Source organism: Salinicola socius (genome assembly GCF_001937195.1).
Taxonomy (GTDB): domain Bacteria; phylum Pseudomonadota; class Gammaproteobacteria; order Pseudomonadales; family Halomonadaceae; genus Salinicola; species Salinicola socius.
The window spans coordinates 63,391-87,804 of the sequence record NZ_MSDO01000021.1; the positions used below are offsets into that span (position 1 = coordinate 63,391).

The 24,414-nt window shown below is 62.7% G+C and carries 26 protein-coding genes; 17 read left to right on the top strand and 9 right to left on the bottom strand.

Translation table 11 applies throughout. The features are described 5' to 3' along the window. Positions 1-9 precede the first annotated feature (9 nt). Positions 10-1,722: a thiamine pyrophosphate-dependent enzyme gene (locus BTW07_RS14245; protein WP_075570844.1), complete on the top strand. Its 1,713-nt coding sequence runs from the start codon at positions 10-12 to the stop codon at positions 1,720-1,722. Positions 1,723-1,898: 176 nt separating this feature from the next. Here the strand turns inward: BTW07_RS14245 and BTW07_RS14250 are convergent, their stop codons facing one another. The 5 genes from BTW07_RS14250 to BTW07_RS14270 form a co-directional block, all read right to left on the bottom strand. Continuing rightward, entirely contained in the window at positions 1,899-2,186 is a 288-nt protein-coding gene (locus tag BTW07_RS14250; protein ID WP_075570845.1) for a DUF1330 domain-containing protein, read from the bottom strand. Between the two features lie 4 nt (positions 2,187-2,190). Further along, the gene (locus tag BTW07_RS14255; RefSeq protein WP_075570846.1) at positions 2,191-2,877 is read right to left on the bottom strand and encodes a type 1 glutamine amidotransferase domain-containing protein; all 687 of its coding nucleotides are present in this window, start codon (positions 2,875-2,877) and stop codon (positions 2,191-2,193) included. Positions 2,878-2,952: 75 nt separating this feature from the next. After that, complete coding sequence (locus tag BTW07_RS14260) at positions 2,953-3,987, bottom strand: NADP-dependent oxidoreductase (protein WP_075570847.1); 1,035 nt, start codon at positions 3,985-3,987, stop codon at positions 2,953-2,955. Positions 3,988-4,079: 92 nt separating this feature from the next. Then, positions 4,080-4,679 (bottom strand): TetR/AcrR family transcriptional regulator, encoded by a 600-nt coding sequence (locus tag BTW07_RS14265; protein WP_075570848.1) that lies wholly within the window; start codon positions 4,677-4,679, stop codon positions 4,080-4,082. 82 nt (positions 4,680-4,761) lie between these two features. Next, positions 4,762-5,676, bottom strand: a complete 915-nt coding sequence (locus tag BTW07_RS14270) for a LysR substrate-binding domain-containing protein (protein WP_075570849.1) — start codon at positions 5,674-5,676, stop codon at positions 4,762-4,764. Positions 5,677-5,768: 92 nt separating this feature from the next. Between BTW07_RS14270 and BTW07_RS14275 the strand changes: the two genes are divergently transcribed. Further along, a complete protein-coding gene (locus tag BTW07_RS14275) occupies positions 5,769-6,671 on the top strand; it encodes a DMT family transporter (protein WP_075570850.1) in 903 nt (300 codons plus the stop codon). Between the two features lie 142 nt (positions 6,672-6,813). Continuing rightward, entirely contained in the window at positions 6,814-7,611 is a 798-nt protein-coding gene (locus BTW07_RS14280; protein WP_075570851.1) for an MBL fold metallo-hydrolase, read from the top strand. A 246-nt stretch (positions 7,612-7,857) separates the two neighbouring features. Here the strand turns inward: BTW07_RS14280 and fucP are convergent, their stop codons facing one another. Then, a complete protein-coding gene (gene fucP / locus BTW07_RS14290) occupies positions 7,858-9,156 on the bottom strand; it encodes an L-fucose:H+ symporter permease (protein WP_075570853.1) in 1,299 nt (432 codons plus the stop codon). A gap of 448 nt (positions 9,157-9,604) precedes the next feature. On the opposite strand from fucP, the gene BTW07_RS14295 reads away from it, so the two are divergent. The 5 genes from BTW07_RS14295 (at position 9,605) to BTW07_RS14310 (ending at position 12,442) form a co-directional block, all read left to right on the top strand. Next, the gene (locus tag BTW07_RS14295) at positions 9,605-10,300 is read left to right on the top strand and encodes a DUF4396 domain-containing protein (protein ID WP_075570854.1); all 696 of its coding nucleotides are present in this window, start codon (positions 9,605-9,607) and stop codon (positions 10,298-10,300) included. 185 nt (positions 10,301-10,485) lie between these two features. Continuing rightward, positions 10,486-10,695 carry a hypothetical protein gene (locus tag BTW07_RS14300; RefSeq protein ID WP_075570855.1) on the top strand — a complete coding sequence of 70 codons (210 nt, stop codon included), beginning with the start codon at positions 10,486-10,488 and terminating at the stop codon, positions 10,693-10,695. A gap of 42 nt (positions 10,696-10,737) precedes the next feature. Beyond that, positions 10,738-10,869 carry a hypothetical protein gene (locus tag BTW07_RS20275; RefSeq protein WP_279626539.1) on the top strand — a complete coding sequence of 44 codons (132 nt, stop codon included), beginning with the start codon at positions 10,738-10,740 and terminating at the stop codon, positions 10,867-10,869. Positions 10,870-10,903: 34 nt separating this feature from the next. Beyond that, complete coding sequence (locus BTW07_RS14305) at positions 10,904-11,434, top strand: cupin (RefSeq protein WP_075570856.1); 531 nt, start codon at positions 10,904-10,906, stop codon at positions 11,432-11,434. Positions 11,435-11,557: 123 nt separating this feature from the next. Continuing rightward, entirely contained in the window at positions 11,558-12,442 is an 885-nt protein-coding gene (locus BTW07_RS14310) for an NAD(P)-dependent oxidoreductase (RefSeq protein WP_075570857.1), read from the top strand. Positions 12,443-12,494: 52 nt separating this feature from the next. On the opposite strand, the gene argC is transcribed toward BTW07_RS14310, so the two are convergent. Together argC and BTW07_RS14320 are read right to left on the bottom strand one after the other, a co-directional pair. Then, positions 12,495-13,454 (bottom strand): N-acetyl-gamma-glutamyl-phosphate reductase, encoded by a 960-nt coding sequence (argC, locus tag BTW07_RS14315; protein ID WP_075570858.1) that lies wholly within the window; start codon positions 13,452-13,454, stop codon positions 12,495-12,497. A 63-nt stretch (positions 13,455-13,517) separates the two neighbouring features. Then, positions 13,518-14,783: a pyridoxal phosphate-dependent aminotransferase gene (locus BTW07_RS14320; RefSeq protein WP_075570859.1), complete on the bottom strand. Its 1,266-nt coding sequence runs from the start codon at positions 14,781-14,783 to the stop codon at positions 13,518-13,520. A gap of 339 nt (positions 14,784-15,122) precedes the next feature. Here BTW07_RS14320 and BTW07_RS14325 point away from each other — a divergent pair, with 339 nt between their 5' ends. From BTW07_RS14325 to BTW07_RS14335, 3 genes are all read left to right on the top strand, one after another. After that, the gene (locus BTW07_RS14325; RefSeq protein ID WP_075570860.1) at positions 15,123-16,004 is read left to right on the top strand and encodes a beta-keto acid cleavage family enzyme; all 882 of its coding nucleotides are present in this window, start codon (positions 15,123-15,125) and stop codon (positions 16,002-16,004) included. Positions 16,005-16,126: 122 nt separating this feature from the next. Then, complete coding sequence (locus BTW07_RS14330; RefSeq protein ID WP_075570861.1) at positions 16,127-17,098, top strand: L-carnitine dehydrogenase; 972 nt, start codon at positions 16,127-16,129, stop codon at positions 17,096-17,098. A 17-nt stretch (positions 17,099-17,115) separates the two neighbouring features. Further along, entirely contained in the window at positions 17,116-17,607 is a 492-nt protein-coding gene (locus BTW07_RS14335) for a thioesterase family protein (protein ID WP_075570882.1), read from the top strand. Here the strand turns inward: BTW07_RS14335 and BTW07_RS14340 are convergent. Further along, positions 17,604-18,587, bottom strand: a complete 984-nt coding sequence (locus BTW07_RS14340; RefSeq protein ID WP_075570862.1) for a GlxA family transcriptional regulator — start codon at positions 18,585-18,587, stop codon at positions 17,604-17,606. The genes BTW07_RS14335 and BTW07_RS14340 overlap by 4 nt on opposite strands. Before the next feature lie 116 nt (positions 18,588-18,703). Between BTW07_RS14340 and BTW07_RS14345 the strand changes: the two genes are divergently transcribed. The 6 genes from BTW07_RS14345 to mntR all read left to right on the top strand — a co-directional run bounded on the left by BTW07_RS14345 (position 18,704) and on the right by mntR (position 24,333). After that, on the top strand, positions 18,704-19,408 hold the full coding sequence (locus BTW07_RS14345; protein ID WP_075570863.1) for a haloacid dehalogenase type II: 705 nt from the start codon (positions 18,704-18,706) through the stop codon (positions 19,406-19,408). 90 nt (positions 19,409-19,498) lie between these two features. Continuing rightward, positions 19,499-20,833: an NfeD family protein gene (locus BTW07_RS14350; protein ID WP_075570864.1), complete on the top strand. Its 1,335-nt coding sequence runs from the start codon at positions 19,499-19,501 to the stop codon at positions 20,831-20,833. Further along, complete coding sequence (locus tag BTW07_RS14355) at positions 20,830-21,618, top strand: slipin family protein (RefSeq protein WP_075570865.1); 789 nt, start codon at positions 20,830-20,832, stop codon at positions 21,616-21,618. Before BTW07_RS14350 ends, BTW07_RS14355 begins: the two co-directional genes overlap by 4 nt. A 71-nt stretch (positions 21,619-21,689) precedes the next feature. Further along, positions 21,690-22,394 (top strand): HAD family hydrolase, encoded by a 705-nt coding sequence (locus BTW07_RS14360; RefSeq protein ID WP_158025883.1) that lies wholly within the window; start codon positions 21,690-21,692, stop codon positions 22,392-22,394. A 163-nt stretch (positions 22,395-22,557) separates the two neighbouring features. Continuing rightward, positions 22,558-23,835 (top strand): Nramp family divalent metal transporter, encoded by a 1,278-nt coding sequence (locus tag BTW07_RS14365; protein ID WP_232823828.1) that lies wholly within the window; start codon positions 22,558-22,560, stop codon positions 23,833-23,835. Positions 23,836-23,910: 75 nt separating this feature from the next. After that, a complete protein-coding gene (gene mntR / locus BTW07_RS14370) occupies positions 23,911-24,333 on the top strand; it encodes a manganese-binding transcriptional regulator MntR (RefSeq protein ID WP_075570867.1) in 423 nt (140 codons plus the stop codon). Positions 24,334-24,414: the final 81 nt, after the last annotated feature.

Here is a 24,414-nt window from a genome sequence, read left to right on the forward strand (position 1 = left end):
AGTCGCATCATGAGTCATCAGAATGTCGCTGAAATCATCGTCGAAACGCTCTCCCAGGCGGGCGCCAAGCGCTGCTATGGCGTAGTCGGCGATACCATCAATCACTTTACCGATGCCATCCGTCGCAGCGATCTCGAGTGGGTGCACGTTCGTCACGAGGAAGTGGGCGGTTTTGCGGCCGGTGGCGAAGCCTACATGACCCGGGAGCTGGCCCTGTGCGCCGGTACCTGCGGCCCCGGCACGCTGCACTTCGTCAACGGGCTGTTCGAAGCCCATCGCAGCGGTTCGCCGGTGGTGTTGATCGCTTCCCAGGTCGGCACTGCCGATACCGGCATCGGCTTCCCGCAGGACGTCGACCCCAGGCCGATCTACGCGCAGTACAGCGTTTTTTGCGAGACGATCATCAATCCCGATCAGGTCCGTCGCATGACGGCGCTGGCGGCCCAGACGGCGCTGGCCAAGAACGGCGTGGCGGTGCTGATCGTGCATGGGGACCTGTTCACCCAGAAGCCGAGCCAGGACCTGCCCTACCGAGTGCATCGTTTCGATCCGGTCACGCGGCCGAGCGCCGAAGAGCTGGTGCCGGCAATCAAGGCACTCAATGCCGGCGGCAAGATATCCATCTTCGCGGGCTCCGGCTGTCAGCACGCGCGCAATGAGGTAATGGCGCTGGCGGCCAAGCTAAAGGCGCCGGTAGCCTGGACCTCACGGGCCAAGGATTTCATCGAACCGGACAACCCTTTCGGGGTCGGCATGACCGGCGTCTTCGGGCTGGCCGGCGGTTATCACGCCGTTGCCGAATGCGATACCTTGCTGCTGCTCGGCTGCAACTTCGCCTGGACCCAGTTCTATCCGGATAAGGCGACGATCATTCAGGTCGATATCGATCCGCAGCAGATCGGCAAGCGCCATCCGGTCGATGTCGGACTTCTTGGCAGCGTGCGCGATACCTGCGCCGCGCTCGCCCAGATCGTCGACGAGCAGAGCGACACGAAATGGCTGGAGCGGTGCCGCAAGAGCTACCGCAAGGCGCTGGAGCGTGACGCCCACGAGTCTTCGGACGATGGCCTGATCCATCCGCAGGAATTGACCCTGGCGCTCGACGAAGCTGCCCACGACGATGCGATCTTCACCGCCGACGCCGGCAGCCCGATGGTCTGGATGCTGCGCCACATCCATGCCAACGGTAAGCGCCGGACGCTGTCCAGCCTCGTCCACGGCACCATGGCCAATGCTTATCCGCAGGGAATCGGCATTCAGAAAGCGTTCCCCGGCCGTCAGGTCATCGCCATGTGCGGCGACGGTGGCATGACCATGCTGATGGGGGACCTTTTGACCCTCAAGCAGGAGAAGATCCCGCTCAAGATCGTGGTCTTCAACAATAGCTCGCTGGGTTTCGTCGAACTGGAACAGAAGGTCGATGGCCTGCTCGACACTTACACCGATCTTGAAAACCCCGATTTCGGGCTGCTGGCTCAGTCCATCGGACTGTGGGGCCGGCATGTCGAGCAGGAGCACGAACTCAAGCATGCCATCGCCGAATGGCTGGCCTATCCCGGACCGGCGATTCTCGACGTCAAGGTCAATCGCATGGAGTTGGTGATGCCGCCCAAGGTCGAACCGGGGCAGGTGACCTCCACCGCGCTCTATTCCGGCAAAGCCGTACTCAATGGCCGGATGAGCGATGTCGTCGATCTGGTGAAGAGCAACTTCTGGAAGTAGACGATTCGGCGATTTCTCCGCCGCCGCTGGGTGGCATCAGGGGATGAGTGCGGGGATCGATCCAGGCCAGGGTCGGTGCTTTGAGACGCCCGGCGAGAATGACAGAACCCGGGACGTCGACGAATCGCCCCCGGACCCGGGGGCGATCCAAGTCGGCAATCTGCCAACGCGGGCCGTTAAACCCCTTCCACCATCATGACCCGGTAGTCGGCTCCCTTGAGACGATGCTGCTTGGCTTCCTGATAGGCCGGGCTTTCATACCACGCCAGCGCGGCCTGACGATCGGGAAACTCCAGCACCACCGCACCCTCGGCTTCAGGGCCTTCCAGCGTTGTGATATCACCGTAGAAGGCAAGGGGTTTGGGCGGGTTATCTCCTCTTGCCTGGCTGGCCTTGTCGGCATAGATCGCCATCTCCTCGCTATCGAGGGTGGCGTCCTTGATGAAGATCACGTAAGTGCTCATCGACTTACCCCTTTTGGTTGAGCTGTTTCAGCAGCGCCTTCGCGGTTTCGGCGGAGGAGCCCGGATTCTGACCGGTAATCAGCAGGCCGTCGGCGAGGACATAGGAAGACCAGTCTGCCCCTTTGCTGTAGTCACCACCCTGTGACTTGAGTACGTCTTCGACCAGAAACGGTACGACGTCTGTCAGGCCGACAGCTTCTTCCTCGCTATTGGAGAAGCCGGTGACCTTCCTGCCCTTCACGATCGGCGCGCCGTCGGCATCCTTCACGTGACGCAATACCCCAGGGGCATGGCAGACTAGGGCCGCTGGACGACCCGCCTGCAGGGTCCGTTCGATCAGCGCAATGGATGTCTTGTCTTCCGCCAGGTCCCACAGCGGGCCGTGGCCGCCGGGATAGAAGACCGCATCGAAATCATCGATATCGACATCCGCCAGTACGTGGGTGCTGGCCAGTGCTTTGATGGCTTCCGGGTCAGCGCGGAATCGTTTGACCTCTTGGGTATCCGCTGCCGGATCGTCGCTTTTGGGGTCCAGCGGTGGCTGGCCACCCTTGGGCGAGGCCAGCGTGATATCGACACCGGCGTCCTGGAAGACGACATAAGGCGCCGCCAGCTCTTCGAGCCAGAAGCCGGTCTTCTCGCCGGTGTCACCAAGCTGATCGTGTGATGTCAGTACCATTAATACTTTCATGGGATAAACGCCTTTCGGGTTGTGACGATAGGGGTTGTCGCGGGACCTGATGTCTCTGAATCCGGAGACATGGAATCAACGCTCGCCGACCTGGATGACGAGTTTGCCGAAATTGTCGCCCCTCAACAGACCGTTGAACGCCTCGGGGGCGTTTTCCAGGCCTTGCTTGATCTCTTCGCGATAGTGAATGCGACCCTCGTCGACCCAGCGCGACATCTCATTGAAGAATTCGTCGAAGCGATGACCGTAGTCGTCGAAGATGATGAATCCGCGCACGGTGAGGCGCTTCTTGAGAATGGTCGTCATCAACAGTGGCAGACGGTCCGGCCCCGCCGGGAGATCCGTCGCGTTGTACTGAGCGACCACGCCGCAGACGGGGATCCGGGCGCTAGTATTGAGCAGCGGCAAGACGGCATCGAAGACCTTGCCTCCTACGTTTTCGTAGTAGACGTCGATACCGGCATCGCAGGCGGCTTCGAGCTGGGCCTCGAAGTCTTCGGCTCGGTGGTTGATACAGGCATCGAAGCCAAGTGTCTCGACCACATAGCGGCACTTCTCTTCGCCGCCGGCAATACCGACGACCCGCATGCCCTTGATCTTGCCGATCTGTCCGACCGTCGCTCCGACAGGGCCGGTAGCGGCAGCGACTACCAGGGTCTCGCCCGCCTTGGGTTTGCCGATATCCGTCAGCCCCATGTAGGCGGTAAAGCCTGGCATGCCCATGACGCCCAGGGTGTAGGAGGGATTCTCGGGCTGCTGGCCCAGATTGGTCAGGGCCGTGCCGTCCGACAGCGCATAGTCCTGCCAGCCGGTGAAGCCGAGCACCCAGTCGCCCGATTTGAAATCGGCATGTCGAGATTCGACGACGCGACTGACGGTGCCGCCCACCATCACCTGATCGATCTCCACGGGTGGGGCATAGGAGGGCGCGTCACTCATGCGGCCCCGCATGTAGGGGTCCAGCGAGAGGTAGACCGTGCGCAGCAAGACCGTGCCTTCCGTGACGGAGGGAATCGCGGTCTCTTCCAGGCGGAAGTTATCCCGACTCGGCTCGCCGTGAGGGCGCGAGGCCAATACCCACTGTCGGTTGGTCGCATGATTCTGCGTCATGACGTACTCCTTTCACTTCAATGAATCTGATTCGATTAGACCAGTCGTCTAGTCGCGAGGAAAATAAAAGAGCCGAGTCGTCGGCCCTGGATCTAGTCCTGATCGAGCAAGCGTCGTGTAGTGCTCAGCGCCGACTGCAACGGGCTATCGTTCTGAGTCACCTTAGCCAACATGCTGGCCCCTAGCCACATCTGGTAAAGCGAGGCAGCCAGCTCTCTGGCATCACCATCGTCAGCCATTTCTCCGTTCTGCCGGGCGCGGGTCAGCTCGCGGGTCAGACGCTCGATGATGCGATCGGTGCCGTTTTCCAATACCTGACGCATCGAAGCGGAAAGATCGCTGACCTCGGCACCCAGCTTGACCACCAGACAACGGCTTTGCAGGTCGTGCCCGCTCTGGGTTTCCACCCACCGTTGCCAGTAACGCATCAATCGCGAGACGGCGGAACGCTCGTCACTGGAAGCGAGCAACTCGTCGAGTTCGGCCAGATAGCGGCTGAAGTAACGTTCCAGCAGTGCCACTCCAAACGCTTCTTTCGACTCGAAGTAATGGTAGAAAGAGCCTTTGGGTACCTGGGCCGCCTTGAGAATTTCATTCAACCCGACCGCGGAAAACCCTCGGTTTCCCATGGTGGACTGAGCGATATCCAGGATCTGCGTTTTGACGTCGCGATTGGCAAGTGAGCGGTTCATGCATCCACTCTAGTCTCGAATAGACCGGTCGTCTAGTGTTCGTTCGCCAGGAGTCGCCGCGACGGGGCGGGTGAAGTGACCGCTAGCAGGGTGGGTCGTTCAGTGCTTCTTCCAGCCAGTCGAGCAGCGCCCGACACGCGTGGCGATCCACGGTCTCCCGGTGAGTGTAGACGGCGATCGCTTCGGGTTGAATGAGAGCTTCCACCACGGGTCTTACCAGTTCACCGGTTTCGATCGACCGCTCGGTCGTGCGCTGCCACCCCAGCGCGATGCCGTGCCCGGCCAGCGCTGCCTGCAACATCAGGGGATAGCTGTCGAACACTTTTCCGGGTAACGGCGTCGCCACGTCCCGGCCCATTGCCGTGAACCAGTCGCTCCACTCCATCCAGTCGGGCGGCTCTGCCCGATGGTGAAGCAGATCGAAATCGGTCAACGCGTCCAGGGAGATTGGCCTATCTCGAGCGGCTGGATGATCCGGATTGCAGACGGGATAAATGGTATCCGCGGCGGTAAACGCCAATGTGTGGTTGCCACTCGGGCGGCCATGAGTCTGCAATGCGATGTCGAACGGGTCGCGTTGCTCGGTCAACGGCCGGGTCGATGTCACCAGCTTCAGATCGATATCGGGATGGCGCTGGTTGAATGTCGCCAGGCGAGGCATCAGCCAGTAGAACGCCTCGCAAAGTTGGCAGAAAAGGATCACTCGAGGTGCGCGCTCTCCGCCGCGGAGGTCGTCGGCGTGCTGCGCGATCCGGCACAAGCCTTGGGAGATGACCTCGGCCAGTTGGCGTCCGGCCGGGGTCAGGAAGACGCCCCGATTTCTGCGCTCGAACAGCGCCGCACCGAGATCCTTCTCCAGCGACCGTACCTGGCGACTGATGGCAGCCTGAGTCAAGCCGAGTTCTTCGGCGGCCCGAGTAAAGCTTTCCAGCCGGGCGGCGGCTTCGAACGGCAGTAAAGTGGCGAGGGGCGGCAGCGAGCGGTTCAATGGAAACATAACCCAGGCTCATGGATGGTGACGCAGCCATCGTTGGTGACGGGTGCGGTCGGTGAGCCACGCTCTGGCGATCGCCACCGACAGGAGTCGTCATGAAAGCACCTTACGTAATTGAGGATAACCCTCGCCAAGGCATTCTGCTGATCGTCGGCGCGGTTTTTCTCCTTGCCCTGGCCGATGCATTGGTCAAGGGGCTTAGCGATACGCTTTCTCTGTGGCAACTGTTGGTGATCGCGCCGCTTATTTCATTGCCGATACTGATACTGGGGTGGCGAGGCCAGTACGAGCGCCTTCCACGGCGTCTCGATACCTGGGGCTGGATCGGCGTACGCAGCGTCTTGCTGTTGGCCATGTGGATCGCGTTCTATGCTGCGCTGCCCTGGATTCCGCTGAGCATCGCCGCCGTCGGAATCTACACGACACCGTTGTTCATCGCCGTGCTGGCAGCGCTGGGAGGCGAGCCGCTGACGCGGCGGCACTGGACCGCGCTATGGCTCGGTTTCGCTGGCGTCGTGATCGTGCTGCGCCCTGGAGATGAGCTGTTCTCTCCGGCCATGTTGCTGCCATTGCTGGCGGCGCTCTGCTATGCGGGCGCGATGGTACTGACACGGACACGCTGTCGTGAGAGTTCTCCCTGGCTTCTGGCACTGGGGCTCAATCTCGCGTTCCTGCTGGCGGGGGTGGTCGGCAATGTCGTCGTGGTCGTCGTCGCGCCGGAAACGTCATCCGGCTTTCTCACTCTCGGTTGGCAGCGGCTCGATGCGATCGTGTACCTGATGATCGGGCTCTATGCATTGCTCATGGTGAGCGTCAACCTCGCGGTCGCCCGGGCCTATCAGATTGCGCCTTCGTCGCTGGTGGGAACATTCGACTACACCTATCTGATATTTGCCATGGGGTGGGGGTTCTGGTTATTCGGCGAGGTACCCGATGGTCCAATGCTGGTGGGCATGGCGACTATCTTGATCGCCGGATGGCTAATGGCTAATGGCTAATGGTACGGCAGCAAAGCGTGACGATTGCTGGCAAGCGCAAGGCCTCAAGCTACGTTGATAACAAGCGGCGTTGATAACAAGCGGCGTTGATAAAGCGAACTGAAAAGAGCGATGATCTGGGTCGGTTCCAGGGGAGGTCGAGATGCGTAATCATGGTTTTATCTGTGCTACCTGCGGTGTGCAATATCCGCCGAGCGAGGCCCCGCCGGAGCACTGCGGGATCTGCGAGGACGAGCGTCAATTCGTGCCCGTCGAGGGCCAGCGCTGGACGACGCCAACCCAACTGGCGACCCGTCACACCAACACCTTCCGCCACATGGCGCCAGGGCTGATGGCGATAGGCACCACCCCAAGCTTCGCCATCGGCCAACGCGCCTTCCTGTTGCGCACGCCGGCCGGCAATGTGCTGTGGGACTGCCTGACGCTACTCGACGAGGCGACCATCGAGATCATCGAAGGTCTCGGCGGACTCGATGCCATCGTGCTGTCGCACCCGCATTTCTTTTCCACCATGGCGGATTGGGCGCAGGCGTTCGACTGCCCGATCTACGTACAAGCGGCAGATCGTGACTGGGTCACCGTGTCGGATGCGCGCATCGAGTTCTGGGAGGGGGCGTCACGCGAGATATTGCCGGGCATCGATATCCATTGCCTGGGCGGCCATTTCCCCGGCGCCAGCGTGCTGCACTGGCCCGCGCAGGAGGTTCTGCTGACCAGTGATACGCTGATGGTGACGCCGGATCGCATGGCGTCGTTCATGTGGTCCTACCCCAACAATATTCCTCTCGACGCCAGCACGGTCGAGAGTATCGCCAGTCGCCTCGAGCCGCTCGCGTTCGACAGCGCCTATTCGGCCTTCTGGGGCCGCGAGATCCTGATCGATGCCAAACGCGTCATCGAGGAATCCGCACAGCGCCACTGCCGGGCACTGAGTGGATAACGCGTACGTCGGGATTGGGCAGCGGCATCTGCGAGCCGTTGATGAAGCCGACCTGCGCATTGTCGGCTAGCGCCTGGCTGACCTGGACCTTCTGCCGTGCCTGGGCGCGTGGTGCGCGGTCGGTGAAGCCACCGCTCATCCGAATGACGGATCGAAGCCGGGAACCGATGCCCGGCATCGACGAGTCGAGGGCCCCATCGAAAACGCCCCTCGCGGGAGGGGCGTTTCATGTGGCTGCCGGGACGTTCAGGGCGAGGCGGCGTGCGCGCCCCGGACCGACGGATGCGGATCGATGACGCGCGAGCCGCGGAAACCGTAGAAGGCGATGAACAGATAGCAGATCAGCGGCAGCACGAAGGCGTGGTGAATACCCACGGTGTCGGCGATCGCGCCCTGGGCCACCGGCAAGATGGCGCCGCCCACGATCGCCATGATCAGCAGGCTGGAGGCCTTGCTGGTCAGCGGGCCGAGCTTGGCGATGCCGAGCGTGAAGATGGTCGGGAACATGATCGAGTTGAATAGCCCGATGGCGACGATACTCCACATCGCGACGTGACCGGAGGTCAGCATGGTCGCGGCGGTCAGCAGTGCCGCCACGATCGCGAACACGCCCAGCATCAGGCTGGGACGAATCTTCTGCATCAGCGCCGAGCCGATGAAACGACCGATCATGGCCCCGCCCCAGTAGTAGGCGACATAGCTGGCGGCGCTGCTTTCGCTCATGTTGCCGATATCCGGCAGCGAAATGTAATTGATCAGGAAGCTGCCGATGGACACTTCCGCGCCGACGTAGGCAAAGATGCCGATGACGCCGAACAGCACATGGGGATGACGCAAGGCTTCGGCGGCGGTGACGTTCTCGGTCGGGCTATCGTCGCGGGCCTGATCCTTGAAATTGGGCAGTTTCCACAGATAGATCACCACCGCGAGAATCGCGAGTACGGCGGCCAGCAGCAGGTAGGGGAGTTGCACGCTCTGGGCCTGCTGGACCCTGTAGGCCATTCGGTCGGCGCCGGACATGTCGGCGAGTTCACTGGCACCCAGCACCGCGGCGCCCAGGATCAGCATGCCGCCGAAGTACGGGGCCAGCGTGGTGCCCAGCGAGTTGAACGCCTGGGCCAGATTGAGCCGGCTCGAGGCAGAGCCTTCCGCCCCCAGCAGGCTGACATAGGGGTTGGCCGCGACCTGCAGCATGGTGACGCCGCTGGCCAGCACGAACAGCGCGGTCAGGAACAGCGGGTAGGAAGGCGCTCGAGCGGCGGGGTAGAACATCACCGCGCCCACCGCCGCGATCAACAGCCCCAGGCTGATGGCGTTCTTGTACCCGATCCTGGCGAGCACCTTGCCCATCGGTAGCGACATGATGAAATAGGCGCCGAAGAAGGTGAACTGGATCAGCATGGTCTGGGTGTAGTTCAGCGAGAAGACCGCTTTCAGGTGGGGAATCAGAATGTCGTTGAGACAGGTGATGAAACCCCACATGAAAAAGATCGTCGTGACGACGGTCAGTGCGCCGCGGTAATTAGGTCGTTGCGTGTCGGACATGATCGAAATCCTGTTGATGATGTGTCCAGGGGATGGACCGCCGATCCGAGGTCAATCGTGTCAGCGAGCATGATGGAGCGAGATGATGCATTAAGAGAGGCGGCTTATAAAGTAGCCGTTCATCATTAGAACGATAAGAGAATTGTCGCGGATTGACGGTAGCCGATGGTGGTATTGATGGGAAGCAACGCCCAGGGGTCGAAATTACGTTTTATTCTTTCTTTTGTAGTGATTAAAAGCGGATATCTACCATTAATTCTAATTTTATTGATAATAAAACAACAGTTTTTGCAATGATCCGTGCTCCTGAAACGACCGGTCTGAGCAACCCCCGTGCAGGACGTCGCTTGTTGGCGACGCCGAAGGTTTCTATACCTGAGGCATGTTTTCAACACGACACGAATGGGGACGTTCTGTCGTCAAGCTATCGCCACGGGAGGGCAAAACGATGCTGATTTTCTGGTCCTGGGTCTTTCTGCTGCTGGGTATGGTCACGGCGCTTGCGATTACAGTCGATGTCTCGAAGCGGCCACAGCCGATGGCCATCATGAATGTCACCTGGCCGATCACCGGGCTCTACATGCCGATCTTCGGCTGGTGGGCCTACCGCCGGATGGGGCGTGCGCCGACGAAGTCGGAACAGGCGAAACAGGCTCAGCACGCTCGTGAGGGGCACGGTCACCATCACCACGGCGGTGAGATACCCAAGTGGCAGAGCGTCTTCGTTTCCGCAACGCACTGTGGCGGGGGCTGCACGCTGGGTGATGTTGTCACGGCGCCGATTGCCACGGCTACCGGTTTTGCCCTGCTGGGTTCGGCGGTGTTAGGGCATTTCGTGCTGGCCTTCATCGGCGCTTACCTGTTCGGTGTGCTGTTTCAGTATCTGCCGATTCGCGCCATGAGCGACGCGAGCCCCGGGGCTGCACTACGCGATGCGATCAAGGCCGATACGCTGTCGCTGATCGCCTTTCAGTTCGGCATGTACGTCTGGATGCTGATCGCTCTCTATGGCTGGCTGGGGGAGATGAATGCGTTCACGGCGCCGTTCTGGTTCATGATGCAGATCGCGATGCTGATTGGCTTCGTCACCTCCTATCCCGCCAATTGGGTACTGATCAATCGGGGCATCAAGCACGGCATGTGAAACGAGAGGCAAAAGCTGCGCTTCCACAGCTCGGTTCTGCTAATTTCTAGCGCTTGGGCTTGGTCATCGCGCAGGGCTGGCGCCTGCGCTCATTCATCGGGTGGTGTCATGGCTCTGCGTCCGCGCGCACAATTCTCCGTTCCCTCCTCCGTCGTCCGTTCCCCCTGCCTTGGGGCGCGCTGGCGTTGCTGTGGCTGGCCGGCTTTTTGGGCCTGGAGGGTTGGCCCTCGCTGGTCGCACTGGTGATCTCCGGCTTTGGTATCACCCTCGAGCTCACGCTGATCATGGCGCTGCCGCCGTGTCTGGAGCGGGGAGAAGCGGTGGCCTCGCTGACTGCCGGCATGTCCTTCGTCGGCTACTCCATGGCCTTTGTCATGCCGATGATCGGTGGCTAACTGGCAGAGGCGTTCGCCAACGAGAATCTGGCGCTCTGGCCGATGCTGCCGTTCGCCGCGCTGAGCCTGATTGCGGTCTATCGGATGCCGCTCGACATGGAGACTGAAATGACGAACGACGACGGCCGGGCGGGCGTCTCCCAGGCTCAAGATATCGAGTCTGCAAGATTGTAGAGGCCCTCAATCATGCCAGGACCAGGAGGAGGTCATGACGAAACCACAACCCGAAACGCTGGTTCTCGAGGCCGATGAAACCGGCGGCTTCCCCAACTCGCCGCTGCCGGTATTGATCTATCGCCAGATCCTAGACACTTCCGCAGAGAATTTGGCGGCGAGGTTCGAAGCGCTGTTCGCTCGCCATCGATGGCCACCGCAATGGCGCTATGGCCTTTACGATTTCGACCATTTCCATTCCACCGCGCACGAAGCGCTGGGCGTCTTCCGCGGCTTGGCGCATGTCCGGCTTGGCGGCCCCGACGGCTGCAAGCTCGATATCGCCGCGGGCGACGCGCTGGTGCTGCCGGCGGGCGTCGGTCATGCCTGCCTCGAGGCCAGCGACGACTTCACCATGGTGGGGGCTTATCCACTGGGGCAGTCATGGGAGGTCGAGCGTGGCCAGCCCGGCGAGCTCGAATCCATCTGCCGGCGGGTGGCTGCGGTCGCGCTGCCCGATGAAGACCCTGTCGGCGGAGCGCTGTTGTCGCTATGGCGTCAGGGCGCCGAGACGACAGAGCAGTGAGATGACGGGGCAGTGAAGTGATAGCACGGCAAGCGGGCCAGAAGGATGAAACGTGTCGCTGGCTTGAAGAACGGGACTTTCGTCTATAGTCAGGAGCCTACATTTTCGTCGAGGATCCTTACGATGTCCGATTCCCGTTCCGTCGCCGTGCTGGGTTTGGGCGCCATGGGCCACGCCTTCGCCACCAATCTGCTGAAAGCCGATTTCGATGTCACCGTCTGGAATCGCTCCCCCCACAAGGCAACCGGTCTCGTCGAGAATGGCGCGCGCCTTGCCGTGTCTCCCGCCGATGCGGTGGGCCTGGCCAAGGCCGTGATCACGATGTTGCCGGATCTCGCGGTGACGCGGGAGGTGCTGTTGGGTGATGGCGGTGCGCTGGCCGCGATGCCCGCAGGCGCGACGTTGATCCAGATGGGCACCCTGGGCGCGGCCGAAACCGACCGGCTGATTGCCGAAGTTGGCGAAGTGCGTGACGACATCGTGTTCATCGATGCCCCGGTTTCCGGCACCAAGGCGCCAGCGGAGCAGGGCGCGATCGGCATCCTGGCCAGCGGCGATCGTGACCGTGCTGGCGCCGTGGTCGACCCGATCTTCGACGTGCTGGGCAAGCAGATCCACTGGCTGGGTCAGGCCGGGCAGGGCGCGCGGATGAAAGTCGTCGTCAATGCCTGGCTGATCTCGATGATGCAGGGGATCGCCGAGACCGCGCATCTAGCCGATTCGCTGGGCTTCGCGACCGACGATCTGTGGCAGGTGCTCGACGGCGGCCCGCTGGCCACGCCCTACATGAAACTCAAGCTGGACATGATCGCCAGCGGAGAATTCGACCCGCAGATGGCAATGCAGTGGGGCCTCAAGGATGTGGGGCTGGCGCTGGAGGCCGGCGATGACAAGGCGCTGCCCTCGCTGTCACAGATCCGCAATCTCTGGTTCGACGCCGTCAACGCCGGGTATGGCGAGAAAGACATTGCCGCGATTCACGCCTACCTGGAAAAGTATCGGCGCTGATGGCTCTGGGCTGCAGATTCCAGGCTCGGACCCAGAGCCGGGGAGCGTTTCGTCAGACACTCAACCCCGTCGTCTCATCCACCCCCAGATGCACGTTCATGTTTTGCACCGCGGATCCGGCAGCCCCCTTGCCGAGGTTGTCGAGCCGCGAGACCAGGCAGACGCGCTCCGCGTTGCCGAACACGAACAGGTCGACACGATTGGTCTCGTTGGCGCCCTGAACGTCGAAAAAACCGTTGTCCAGATTCTCGAGGGCTTCGAACGGGCGGACCTGCACGAAAGGTTCATCGGCGTAGTGCGCACGGTAGGCATCGAGCAGAGCTTCCGCCCGGGTTCCCGCGCCAAGGTGGGAGAGCTGTAGCGGCACGCTGACCATCAGGCCTTTCAAGAAAGGACCAACGATCGGCGAGAACACCGGCGGTTGCGCCAGCCGGCCGTGCTGTTGCATCTCCGGCAGATGCTTGTGGCCCAGGCCCATGGCGTAGGGGCGTGGCGCGTTCAGACGGCCGTCGCTGTCACTCCGGTACTCGGCGATCATCGCTTTCCCGCCGCCGCTGTAGCCGGTCAGCGAGAACGCGGAGAGCGGGTAGTCTGCCGGCAGCAGTCCGGCGTCCACCAATGGCCGAACCAGCAGAATGAAAGCGCTGGCATGACAGCCGACATTGGCGATGCGCTTGCTGGCTCGAATCCGTTCCCGCTGACCATCGCTCAGTTCAGGCAGGCCGTAGACCCAGCTCGGATCGGTACGAAAGGCCGTGCTGGCATCGATCAGGCAGGTGTCCGGATTCTCGACCATCGCCGCCGCTTCGCGGGAGGCGGCGTCCGGCAGGCACAGAAAAGCGACATCGGCGGCATTCAGCAGGCGCGCCCGTTCGGCCGGATCCTTGCGCTTGTCGCTGTCGATACGCAGCAACTCGATGTCGTCGCGCGCCTGGAGATAGTCGAACAGCCGCAGGCCGGTGGTCCCTTCCTGTCCGTCGACATAGACTTTGAACAAGTCCTTGAATGCCATGAGCGTTTTTCCTGCCGTTGATCGGTGGCGATATCGTGATCGCGATATTGTGCGGATTTGGGCTCAGGTTGTCATGCCGTTGATCGGTCTGGCCGCCAGCCGGGATTCGCCGTGGCACTCCTGCGCGCAACGTTCGATCCGCCGGCAGGCTTCCCGCAGGCGCTCGGCATCCACGGTCAGGCTCAGCCGCACGAACCCCGCCGCGGAGGGGCCGAAAGCGTCCCCGGCGAGTACCGACACGCCGTGCTCGTCGAGCAGGCGATCAGCAAAAGCGTGCGTACTGAGCCCGGTGGCGCGGATGTCGATCATCATGAACATGCCCGCGGCCGGCGACAGCGTGGCGACGATCTCGCTGTCACGTAGCGTCTCGACCACCGCATCGCGGCGCTGTCGATAGGTGTCGCGCATCGTGGCCAGCGCTGCCGGGGGCTCGTCGAACGCCGCAATCGCCGCGTCCTGGATGAATGGCTGACAGCCGTAAAGCATGCACAGGGCCAGATTGACAAGGTGCGACATCAATGGCGGCGGGCCGACGACCCAGCCGAGGCGCCAGCCGGTCATCGCATGGGATTTGGACAGGCTGCTGATGATCACGGTGCGCTCCGGCATTCCCGGCAGGCTGTCGGGGCTTGCATGTTCGCCATCGAAGATCAGATCGGCGTAGACGGCATCGACGATCAGCCACAGATCGTGCTCGCGGCACAGCGTGGCGATCGCGTCCCACATCGCCGGCGTCAGGCATTGACCGGTGGGATTGTGCGGGCTGTTGATCAGGATCGCCTTCGTGCGCGGCGTGATCGACGCGGCGATGTCGGCGGTCCGTGGCTGGAAGCCTGCATCGGCGGACAGCGGCACCCAGACCGGCACGGCGCCGGTGGCCTGGACCACGGCTTCATAAGTGACGTAGGCCGGTTCGGGAATGATGATCTCGTCACCCGGATCGAGCAGGCACTGGGCCGTGGCATAGAGGCCGCACTGTGCGCCGGCGAGCACGGCGACATTATCTGCGCTCGCGTCTGCGTGGCCGCCATGGGTCCGGTGAAAGTTGGCAATACGCTCGCGCAGCGTCCGCTTGCCCTGCACCTCGGCGTAGTGGGTCGAGCCGCCGCGCAGGCTGTCTACTGCCGCCTCGACGATAGAGGGCGGCGTGTCGAAATCGGGATCGCCCACCGACAGGATGATGACGTCTTCACCGCGGGCCTGACGTGCCTTGGCGCGGAAATGAATGTTCCAGGCGCTCGCGCCCTTGCCGGCAATGCGCTGGGTCAGTTGCGCATAGCGGGGAGAGGTATCATCTAGGTGAGAGTCTTGTGGTCGATCTGAGCGCATGGTCGTCCCATCATGGCGAACTGCCTCGGAAGGCGGGCAAAAAGGGATAGCCTAACGATTATGGTTCGCCACGAACAGCCGCCGAGCGGCTTCACGCTTAGGGTCGTTCCCAGCTCAAACATTTTCCCGGGTCGACCGGAAGTCGGTTCGGAAAATCGCTACGGATGACGGCGCCACGTGGCCAATGCTCGTCGTGACAGGTCAAAATCGCGGCGTTTCATGACAATCGATGCGACGGTGCGGCACCCACAATGGGGAGCATCGACACGCACCCGGCGGGTGCACTCATGCAATGCCGCGAACCGCTACCGGTTCGGGGTTGGACCCAGAGGCTATCTCATGAATCGCGATGTCATCCTGACCTGTGCCGTTACCGGTGCTGGCGACACTGCCGACAAACACCCGGATCTGCCCGTCACGCCCAAGCAGATCGCCGACAGCGCGCTGGACGCCGCTCGTGCCGGTGCCAGCATCGTCCACCTGCACGTCCGCGACCCGGAAACCGGCGGCGTCAGCCACTCCACCGATCACTTTCGTGAAGTGGTCGAGCGCATTCGCGAATCCGATGTCGATGCGGTGATCAATATCACCGCCGGCGGCGGTGGCGATCTGTTCCCCGAGATTCGCGATGGCGTGATCCACGGGCTCGAAGGCACCGATCTGCAGACTGCAGCGGAGCGTCACGAGCCGGTGGGCCAATTGCTGCCGGAACTCTGCACGCTGGACTGCGGCAGCTTGAATTTCGGCGACATGGTCTATCTGAACAGCGCCGACTGGCTGCGCGAACATGCGCGGCTGATCCAGCAGGCGGGGGTCAAGCCGGAACTCGAGTGCTTCGATCTGGGCCATGTCTGGTTCGCGCGCCAGCTGGTCGAGGAAGGCCTGATCGATGGCGATCCGCTGTTCCAGCTCTGTCTGGGCATCCCCTGGGGAGCCGAGGCCGACACCGAAACCATGCTGGCGATGCGCAACAAGCTACCGGAAAACGCGATCTGGTCCGCGTTCGGCATCGGTCGGCAGCAGTTTCCCATGGCGGCGCAGTCGATGATCATGGGCGGGCACATGCGTGTCGGCCTGGAAGACAACCTCTATCTCAGCAAGGGCGTTTTCGCCACCAACGCGCAGCTGGTCGAGCGTGCCGCCACCATCGCCGAGAATCTCGGCGGCAAGGTGCAGACGCCGGCCCAGACCCGTGAGTCGCTGGGACTGCGCAAGCCCTGATTTCACGCTTGGCCTGATTTCACGCCAGCCCCATTCCAGCCCTTTTGGCGAACCCGCGCTCAGCGAAGACGTGAGCGCGGGTTCGCGGGCTTTCCTTTTCCGAACTGCCCTGGAGGGTCTTGATGACTGCTTCCACTCTTCCCCGCAATGTCGCTGTGATCGGTACCGGCGTGATCGGCAACGGCTGGATCGCCCGCGCCCTGGCGGCCGGCTGCCGGGTCACCGCCTTCGATCCCGATCCCGCTGCCGGGGAGCGCACCCGCGCCTTCGTCGAGCGCGCCTGGCCGGCGTTGGAGCGGCTGGGGCTCGCCGAGAACGCCGATCCCGAGGCGCTGACCTTCGTCGATTCACTGGAGGCCGCCGTCGAGGGCGCCGAGCTGATCCAGGAGAACGTCCCCGAGCGGTTGGCGCTCAAGCACGACGTGTTGAGCCAGCTCGACGCGCTGGCGCCGCTGGACGTGGTGATCGGTTCGTCGACCTCCGGCATCAAGCCGAGCGATCTGCAGTCCGCCTGCGATCGGGCGCCAGGGCGCGTGATCGTGGCGCATCCGTTCAACCCGGTCTATCTGCTGCCGCTGGTGGAACTGGTCGGTGGCGAGCACACCGCGCCGGTGGTGATCGAGCGCGCCCAGGCACAGTATGCCGCGCTTGGCATGCGTCCGCTGGTGGTGCGTCGCGAGATCGAAGGTCACGTCGCCGATCGGCTGATGGAAGCGTTGTGGCGCGAGGCGCTGCACCTGGTCAACGACGGTGTCGCCACTACCGAGGAGATCGACGCGGCGGTGGTCTACGGCTGCGGTCTGCGCTGGTCGCTGATGGGGACGTTCCTCACCTTCCATCTGGCCGGTGGCGACGGTGGCATGCGACACATGCTGCACCAGTTCGGCCCGGCGCTGAAACTGCCGTGGACCAAGCTGGAAGCGCCGGAGCTGACCGACGAACTGATCGATAGGGTCGCCGATGGCTGCGAGCATCAGGCCGCCGGCCGCAGCGTCGCCGAGCTCGAGACACGCCGCGATGCGTTTCTCACCGAACTGCTGGAGCTGACCCAGAAATACTGGCCGGAAGCCGAAGGGCTCCAGGGTCGGATTTAATGAACGAGACGGATTTGATGAGCGAGGCGCCTTTGATGACCACGATTCCGGATGATCCGCTTTTCCAGACCCGGGTGCTGGATGCCTGGGTCGACTACAACGGCCACATGAACGATGCCGAGTACGCCCGCGTGTTCTCGCTGGCGGTGGAGGCGGTGATGGATCGCGTCGGTCTCGACGAGGCCGGTCGCGCCGAGCATGGCTATACGATCTATACCCTCGAGACCCATCTCTGCTATCGCCAGCAAGCGCATCGCGGTGAAGGATTGCGGGTGGCGCTGACGCTGCTCGACAGCGACGCCAAGCGTCTGCACGTGCTGTTCACGCTGAACAATGTGGATGGAGACGTGCTCGCGACCAGCGAACAGATGCTGATGGGGATCGACGTGGCCAGTGGCCGGCCGGCACCGTTTCCCGAGCCGGTGGCCACGGCGGTTGCTTCGCTGCCGGCCGCGGGTGACGAATGGCCCAGCGCTGCCGGGCGTCGAATCGGCATTCGCCGCGGCTAGTCTTCCGGCGGGACTCGGCCGGCGCGACGCGCGTCGCTCGGGGCCTGAGCGTAGCGTTGGCGGTAGGCACGGGAAAAACTCGAGGCTGAGCCGAATCCGCAGGCCAGCCCGATGCTCAGAATGTCGTGATCGGTCTCCTCGAGCAGATGCCGGGCTCGATCCAGGCGCAGTTCGAGGTAGTAATCCCGGGGGCGCTTGCCCAGTTCATCGAGGAACAGCCGCTGAAGCTGGCGCAGCGACAGGCCGATCCGCTCGCTGAGTTCGGTTATCGACAGCGGCTGTTCGAGATGCTGCTCCATCAGCGCCACTGCGTCGACCAGTGGCCGGCGATGTGTGCCCAGTCGTTTCGCCAGCGGCAATCGCTGGTGATCCTGGCGCGGGCGCAGACGAGCATGGATCAACTGTTCGGAAATATCGTCGGCCAGGCCCTGACCGTGACGACTGGCGATCATGCTCAGCGTCATGTCCATGGCCGCGGCACCGCCGGCGCAGGTGAAGCGGCGGGCGTCGATCTCGAACAGCGATTCCACGGCCTCGAGTCCCGGAAAACGCTCGCGGAAGGCGGGCAGACTCTCCCAGTGCAGCGTCAGACGATGGCCGTCGAGCAGGCCGACCTCGGCGAGTATCAGCGGGCCGGTGTCGATGCCGCCCAGCAGGCAACCTTCGCTGGCCTGACGGTGAAGCCATTGCGCCAGACGACGCGATCGGTCGCGCTCAGGCTCGAAACCGGCGCATACCGCCAGTGTCGGCAGGGAGGGCGCGTCTGCCAGGCCACAGTCGACCAGCAGGGTCATGTCGTTGCTGGCGGTGACGGGCTGACCATCCTCGCTGATCAACAGCCACCGATAGAGCTCACGGCCCGCCAATCGATTGGCGATTCGCAGCGGTTCCACGGCGGAGAAAAACGCCATCATCGAAAAGCGCGGGACCAGCAGAAATCCCACCGGCTCGGGATACGGTCCGGCGTAATCCAGGCGCATGGTTTGTCACTCCGACATTACAAAACAGAACAATGATTTCGTTCGGCTTTTCCCCGAATTCGTGAGCTCATAGTGACAAAAAACGCAATATGAAACACGTTGACCAAGGATTTAGCATGCAAACACCGGTACTGGCATTCGATGTGTACGGGACGCTGGTGGATACGCAGGGCGTCGTCGCGCCCCTGGCCTCCCGGATCGGCGATGATGCGGTCGCCTTCGCGGAGCGTTGGCGAGACAAACAGTTCGAGTTCGCCTTTCGCCGTGGCCTGATGGGCGCTTACGTCGATTTCTTTCAGTGTCAACGGGAAGCGCTGGATCTGGTCGATCAGGAGCGGGGCTCGCGTTTTACCGAGGAGTTCAAGCAGGGTCTGATGGTCGTCTACCGTCGGCTGCCAGCGTTCAAGGAAGTTCCCGCTGCGCTCGAGCGTCTTCGCGGACTGGGCGTGCGCTGCGTGGCGTTCTCCAACGGCAGCCGTCAGAGCCTGGAGTCGCTGTTCGACCATGCCGGGTTGACGGCAATGTTCGACGATATCATCAGCGTCGAGGAAGTGCGGCGGTACAAGCCCGATGCGGTCGTCTACGCGCATCTGCGCCAGCGCACCCATAGCCGCCCCGACAACACCTGGCTGGTTTCCAGCAATCCTTTCGATGTCATCGGCGCGCGGCACGCCGGTCTGCGGGCTGCCTGGATCCAGCGCAATCCCAATACCCCATTCGAACCCTGGGGCGACGCGCCCGACATGATGGCGCCCGATCTCGAGGCGCTGTCGGACCAGTTCCAGGTGGTCCTCGAACGCGAGGGAAAGCGTCGCAGCTGAGCCGAACGGGACTTCCGTCTAACGGCGCGAACGCCGGAAACTGGCTACGCTGCCAATATGGCCGACTCGACGGGTGGAACTCGCAGACTCATGACGCGGCGGTGGTGCCGCGCGGCCTGGCTCGTCTGTCTGTTGGCTGGCTTGCTCTTGGCGCTGACCGGACTGGCCCAGTCGCCTGCCGCGAATCGGGCAATGGTGCTGACGCTCGACGACAGCATCAATCCGGCAACGCGTGATTATGTCGAACGCGGCATCGATCGCGCCGAGGCGATGAGCGCAGAGCTCCTGGTCATCGAGCTCGACACGCCCGGTGGACAGGTCGAATCGATGCGCCGTCTGGCTCAGGCGATCCTTGCCGCCGAGCTGCCGGTCGCGACCTACGTCACTCCGAGCGGGGCGCGGGCGGCCAGCGCCGGTACCTACCTGCTTTACGCCAGCCCCGTCGCAGCCATGTCGCCCGGTACGCATCTCGGTTCGGCGACGCCAGTGACGCTGGGCAAGGCGTCGGGCGAGGACGCCAACAGCGAGGCGATGCGCCAGAAGATGATCGAGGATGCCGTGGCGACGATCCGTGGCTACGCCGAGCGTCACGGGCGCAATGCGGACTGGGCCGAGCAGGCCGTGCGCGAGGCGGACAATCTCGGCGCGGAGGAGGCGCTCGATCGCAATGTCATCGATGTGGTGGCCACCGATCTCGAGGATCTGATGACGCAGCTGGATGGCAGGCAGGTCGCGCTGGCGGACGGTGCGAAGACGCTGTCGACCCAAGGCATCGAACTCGTTCGCGAAGGGCCGGGCTGGCGTACTTCACTGCTCTCGCTGATTGCCAACCCCGTCGTGGCCTACGGCTTGCTGCTGATCGGCTTCTACGGGCTGGTATTCGAACTCGCCAGCCCCGGCACGCTGGTACCGGGCATCATCGGGGGCATCAGCCTGCTGCTGGGCCTTTTTGCCTTCCAGGTGCTGTCGATCGATCTGGCCGGGCTGGGGTTGGTGCTGCTGGGTCTTGCGATGATCGTTGGCGAGGCCTTCCTGCCCAGTTTCGGTGCGCTTGGTGCGGGCGGTATCGTCGCTTTCGTGATCGGTTCCATCCTGCTGATGGACGAGGCCAACAGTGCCGTGGCGTGGCCGCTGATCGGCGGTACCGCACTGATCGCCGCCGGCTTCCTGCTGTGGGGTGTGATGCGTCTGATGACGGTGCGACGGCGGGCTCCTCTGGCCGGTCGTGAAGAGTTGATCGGCGCCGATGCGGTGGCTCTGGGGGATTTTTCCGCCGGCCGCGGCAAGGTGCTGCTGCATGGCGAGCGCTGGCGGGCCCGTGGCGAGGGCAGCATTCATGACGGCGACAAGCTTCGTGTCACGGCCTTGGAGGGTTTGACCGTCAGTGTCGAACCGACCCCGGCCCCCTGGGAGGAGACGAGATGATGTTGGCCTATCTGGTACCCGTCGTACTGCTGATTCTGCTGTTGCTGGCCTCGGTCCGGATTCTGCCGGAATACCGCCGCGGCGTGGTGTTCTTTCTCGGTCGCTTCCAGGATGTCAAAGGGCCGGGGCTGTTCTTCCTGATACCGGTGGTGCAGAAGATGCAGGTGGTCGATCTGCGCGTGATTACCATGGACGTCCCGGAACAGGACGTCATCTCCCGGGATAACGTCACCGTGCGTGTCAACGCGGTGCTCTATTTCCGTGTCGTCGACCCGGAGCGGGCGATCATCCAGGTCGAGAATTACGTCAACGCCACCAGTCAGCTGGCGCAGACCACGCTGCGTTCGGTGTTGGGCAAGCACGATCTCGACGAGATGCTTTCGGAGCGGGACAAGCTCAACGACGACATCCAGGAGATCATCGATACCCAGACCGAAGCCTGGGGGATCAAGGTCGCCAATGTCGAGATCAAGCATGTCGATCTCGACGAGAGCATGATCCGTGCGATCGCGCGCCAGGCCGAAGCCGAACGTGAGCGCCGGGCCAAGGTGATCCATGCCGAGGGCGAACAGCAGGCCGCCGAGAAGCTGGTCGAGGCGGCCGATATCATGTCCCGCAATCCGGCGGCGCTGCAGCTGCGTTACCTGCAAACCATGAGCGACATGAGCAACAAGAACGCTTCAACCATCGTTTTTCCGCTGCCAATGGACATCATGGAGGCATTCAAGACCATGGCGGGCTTCAGCAGCCGCAAGCCTGACCCCAACGTGTCGGAAGAGACATGACGACGGCTCAATGCCGCGGCGAGAGCGTGTATGCTTGAGATTCATTCCGCCGACAGACCATGGAGCCTCGCTTGGCCACGTCACAATTCCCCTCGCCACACCGGCCATCCGCACTCGCCATCTTCGATCTCGACGACACCCTGCTCGATGGCGACTGTACCCATCTCTGGCTCGAATGGATCATCGAATGCGGCTGGGTCGAGGACGGGTCGGCTCTGCTGGAACAGATGCGCGAGCACGACAAGCAGTACCATGCCGGCACGCTGAACATGACCGATCATCTGCGTTTTACCCTTGCACCGCTGATCGGTCGCACTCGCGGGGTGGTGAAAGAACAGGTCGACGCCTTCGTCGAGGACAGAGTTCGCCCGCGCTTGATGCAGGAAGGGGTCGCGCGGCTCCAGGCCCACATCCGGGACGGCCACGCCACGCTGGTGATCTCCGCCTCGATGCATCATCTGGTCGAGCCCATCGCGCACGCCATCGGCGCGGACGGTGCCCTGGCGACGCTGCCCGAGCTCGATGCCGACGGTCGTTTCACTGGCGAGCCCACCGGTATCCAGACCTACCAGCGCGGCAAGCTCGACGCCTTCGAAGCGTGGCTATCCAGCCACGACACCGGCTTTGCCGAAGGCTGGGAGACCTGGGGCTACAGCGACTCCTTCAATGACCTGCCTTTGCTCGAATTCGTCGACCATCCCCACGCCACCCAGCCGGACGCCCGCCTGCGCGAAATCGCCGAAGCGCGTGGGTGGCCGGTTCTGCAGTGGCGCTAGCGCCCGACAGCCACCACCGAAATCATCAATCACCCTGATTGAAATAACTCATGGCGGGTCACCGTTGCGTCATCGGTAACTGGGGTATATTTTATCAACCGAGGTTTAACTTGATAACCGAGGCATCGTTGCCTGGGTATGTTGATCATCTCCAGAGGCCGTCGTGTCCAACTCCTTGACCGAATCCCGTGACGAACGCCTGTCGGCGCCGGCGACTGCTCGCCGTCGATCGGGGCTGTCGCGCTTTCTACCGTTTTTCGGCCCGGCAATGATCGCGGCAGTCGCCTATATCGATCCGGGCAACTTCGCCACCAACATCGAAGCGGGCTCGCGTTACGGTTATGTCCTGCTGTGGGTGGTGCTGTGGGCCAACCTGATGGCGATGCTGATCCAGACGCTATCGGTGCGGCTGGGTCTGGCAACCGGCAAGAATCTGGCGGAGATGATCCGGGATCGCTATCCGCGCCCGCTGGTCTGGTTCTATTGGGTCCAGGCCGAACTGGTTGCGATTGCCACGGACCTGGCCGAGTTCCTCGGTGCCGCGCTGGCCTTCAATCTGCTGTTCGGGATGACGATGCTCGAAGGGGCGCTGCTCACGGGCGCGATCACCTATGCCGCGCTCTACATGCAGCGCTTCGGTTTCCGCCTGCTGGAGGTCATCATCGGCAGCATGCTGCTGGCGGTGGCCGCCGGATTCGTCATTCAGATCATCATGGGGCGACCCGAGGCCGCGCCGGCCATTCAGGGCTTGCTCCTGCCGCAGTTTCCCGATGGCTACGCGGTGTTTCTGGCCGCCGGGATCCTGGGCGCGACGGTGATGCCCCACGTCATCTATCTACACTCGTCGCTGTCGCAGCGCCGCGTGGCGACTCATACCGACGAACAGCGCCGCCGTGCCATGCGCTATTACCGCTGGGACGTGATCATCGGCATGGGTATCGCCGGAATCATCAATCTGTCGATGCTGGCACTGGCCGCCTCGGTCTTCTTCGATAACGGCCGTACCGGCGTCGCTTCCATCGAGCAGAGCTATCAGCTGTTGGCGCCGTTGATGGATCGGGATCTGGCGAGCACGCTGTTCGGCTTTACACTGCTGATGGCGGGGCTATCCTCGTCGATCGTCGGCACCATGGCGGGCCAGGTGGTGATGCAGGGGTTCGTCGGCTTCACCATTCCGCTGTGGCTGCGCCGCCTGTTGACGATGCTGCCGGCGATCGTGGTGATCATGCTGGGTTTCCCCGAGCAGCAGGTTCTCGTCGCCAGTCAGGTGGTCCTCAGTTTCGGCATTCCCTTTGCGTTGATTCCGTTGATCCACTTCACGGCACAGCACCGGTTGATGGGAAATCTGACCAACCGTCGCTGGGTAACCGGGCTGGGATGCCTCATCGCGGCGATCATCATCTTGCTGAATGGGTATGTGTTGGCCTTCGAGTTGCTGTAGGCTTTCAAGGACGCGCGCGGGCGAACTCCTGAAAGGCTCCCGCCGCCCATCATTCTGCCCGTCGATGAGAACATCATGTCAGTGACGCCACGCCCCCGTTATGCCCGCTTCGAGCGTACGCGCCTCGACCACCAGCAGGAGCTGGTGGAAGATTACGTGGAGGAGATCGCGCAGCTACATCGCGACCACGGCGAAGCTCGGGCCAGCGATCTGGCCGAGCGTTTCGGCGTCAGTGCCGCTGCGGTCTCCAAGGTGATTGCGCGGCTCAAGCGTGACGGGCTGGCCGAGGCGCGTCCGTATCGCGGCGTCTTTCTGACCGTGAAAGGCAGTGAGCTGGCCGAAAAGGTCGAGGCACGCCATCAACTGGTATTGTCGACGCTGCTGGCACTGGGCGTGCCGCCCCATGTGGCCGAAGCCGATTCCGAAGGTATCGAACACCACTGCAGTGATGCCACCGTCGAAGCCATGCAACGGTTTCTGGAAGCGCATAACCGCTAGACGATGGCATTGGCCGCAGATGCCCCTCCCTATTCCGTCTGGGAACCTTTCGACGTTGGTGGTAGAATCTTGCGCGCTGAA

What these genes read in the sequence shown, in the direction of transcription:
- BTW07_RS14245 (WP_075570844.1), top strand. Translation starts at nt 10, where the DNA reads ATGAGTCATCAGAATGTCGCTGAAATCATCGTCGAAACGCTCTCCCAG.
- BTW07_RS14250 (WP_075570845.1), bottom strand. Translation starts at nt 2,186, where the DNA reads ATGAGCACTTACGTGATCTTCATCAAGGACGCCACCCTCGATAGCGAG.
- BTW07_RS14255 (WP_075570846.1), bottom strand. Translation starts at nt 2,877, where the DNA reads ATGAAAGTATTAATGGTACTGACATCACACGATCAGCTTGGTGACACC.
- BTW07_RS14260 (WP_075570847.1), bottom strand. Translation starts at nt 3,987, where the DNA reads ATGACGCAGAATCATGCGACCAACCGACAGTGGGTATTGGCCTCGCGC.
- BTW07_RS14265 (WP_075570848.1), bottom strand. Translation starts at nt 4,679, where the DNA reads ATGAACCGCTCACTTGCCAATCGCGACGTCAAAACGCAGATCCTGGAT.
- BTW07_RS14270 (WP_075570849.1), bottom strand. Translation starts at nt 5,676, where the DNA reads ATGTTTCCATTGAACCGCTCGCTGCCGCCCCTCGCCACTTTACTGCCG.
- BTW07_RS14275 (WP_075570850.1), top strand. Translation starts at nt 5,769, where the DNA reads ATGAAAGCACCTTACGTAATTGAGGATAACCCTCGCCAAGGCATTCTG.
- BTW07_RS14280 (WP_075570851.1), top strand. Translation starts at nt 6,814, where the DNA reads ATGCGTAATCATGGTTTTATCTGTGCTACCTGCGGTGTGCAATATCCG.
- fucP (WP_075570853.1), bottom strand. Translation starts at nt 9,156, where the DNA reads ATGTCCGACACGCAACGACCTAATTACCGCGGCGCACTGACCGTCGTC.
- BTW07_RS14295 (WP_075570854.1), top strand. Translation starts at nt 9,605, where the DNA reads ATGCTGATTTTCTGGTCCTGGGTCTTTCTGCTGCTGGGTATGGTCACG.
- BTW07_RS20275 (WP_279626539.1), top strand. Translation starts at nt 10,738, where the DNA reads ATGCTGCCGTTCGCCGCGCTGAGCCTGATTGCGGTCTATCGGATGCCG.
- BTW07_RS14305 (WP_075570856.1), top strand. Translation starts at nt 10,904, where the DNA reads ATGACGAAACCACAACCCGAAACGCTGGTTCTCGAGGCCGATGAAACC.
- BTW07_RS14310 (WP_075570857.1), top strand. Translation starts at nt 11,558, where the DNA reads ATGTCCGATTCCCGTTCCGTCGCCGTGCTGGGTTTGGGCGCCATGGGC.
- argC (WP_075570858.1), bottom strand. Translation starts at nt 13,454, where the DNA reads ATGGCATTCAAGGACTTGTTCAAAGTCTATGTCGACGGACAGGAAGGG.
- BTW07_RS14320 (WP_075570859.1), bottom strand. Translation starts at nt 14,783, where the DNA reads ATGCGCTCAGATCGACCACAAGACTCTCACCTAGATGATACCTCTCCC.
- BTW07_RS14325 (WP_075570860.1), top strand. Translation starts at nt 15,123, where the DNA reads ATGAATCGCGATGTCATCCTGACCTGTGCCGTTACCGGTGCTGGCGAC.
- BTW07_RS14330 (WP_075570861.1), top strand. Translation starts at nt 16,127, where the DNA reads ATGACTGCTTCCACTCTTCCCCGCAATGTCGCTGTGATCGGTACCGGC.
- BTW07_RS14335 (WP_075570882.1), top strand. Translation starts at nt 17,116, where the DNA reads ATGAGCGAGGCGCCTTTGATGACCACGATTCCGGATGATCCGCTTTTC.
- BTW07_RS14340 (WP_075570862.1), bottom strand. Translation starts at nt 18,587, where the DNA reads ATGCGCCTGGATTACGCCGGACCGTATCCCGAGCCGGTGGGATTTCTG.
- BTW07_RS14345 (WP_075570863.1), top strand. Translation starts at nt 18,704, where the DNA reads ATGCAAACACCGGTACTGGCATTCGATGTGTACGGGACGCTGGTGGAT.
- BTW07_RS14350 (WP_075570864.1), top strand. Translation starts at nt 19,499, where the DNA reads ATGACGCGGCGGTGGTGCCGCGCGGCCTGGCTCGTCTGTCTGTTGGCT.
- BTW07_RS14355 (WP_075570865.1), top strand. Translation starts at nt 20,830, where the DNA reads ATGATGTTGGCCTATCTGGTACCCGTCGTACTGCTGATTCTGCTGTTG.
- mntR (WP_075570867.1), top strand. Translation starts at nt 23,911, where the DNA reads ATGTCAGTGACGCCACGCCCCCGTTATGCCCGCTTCGAGCGTACGCGC.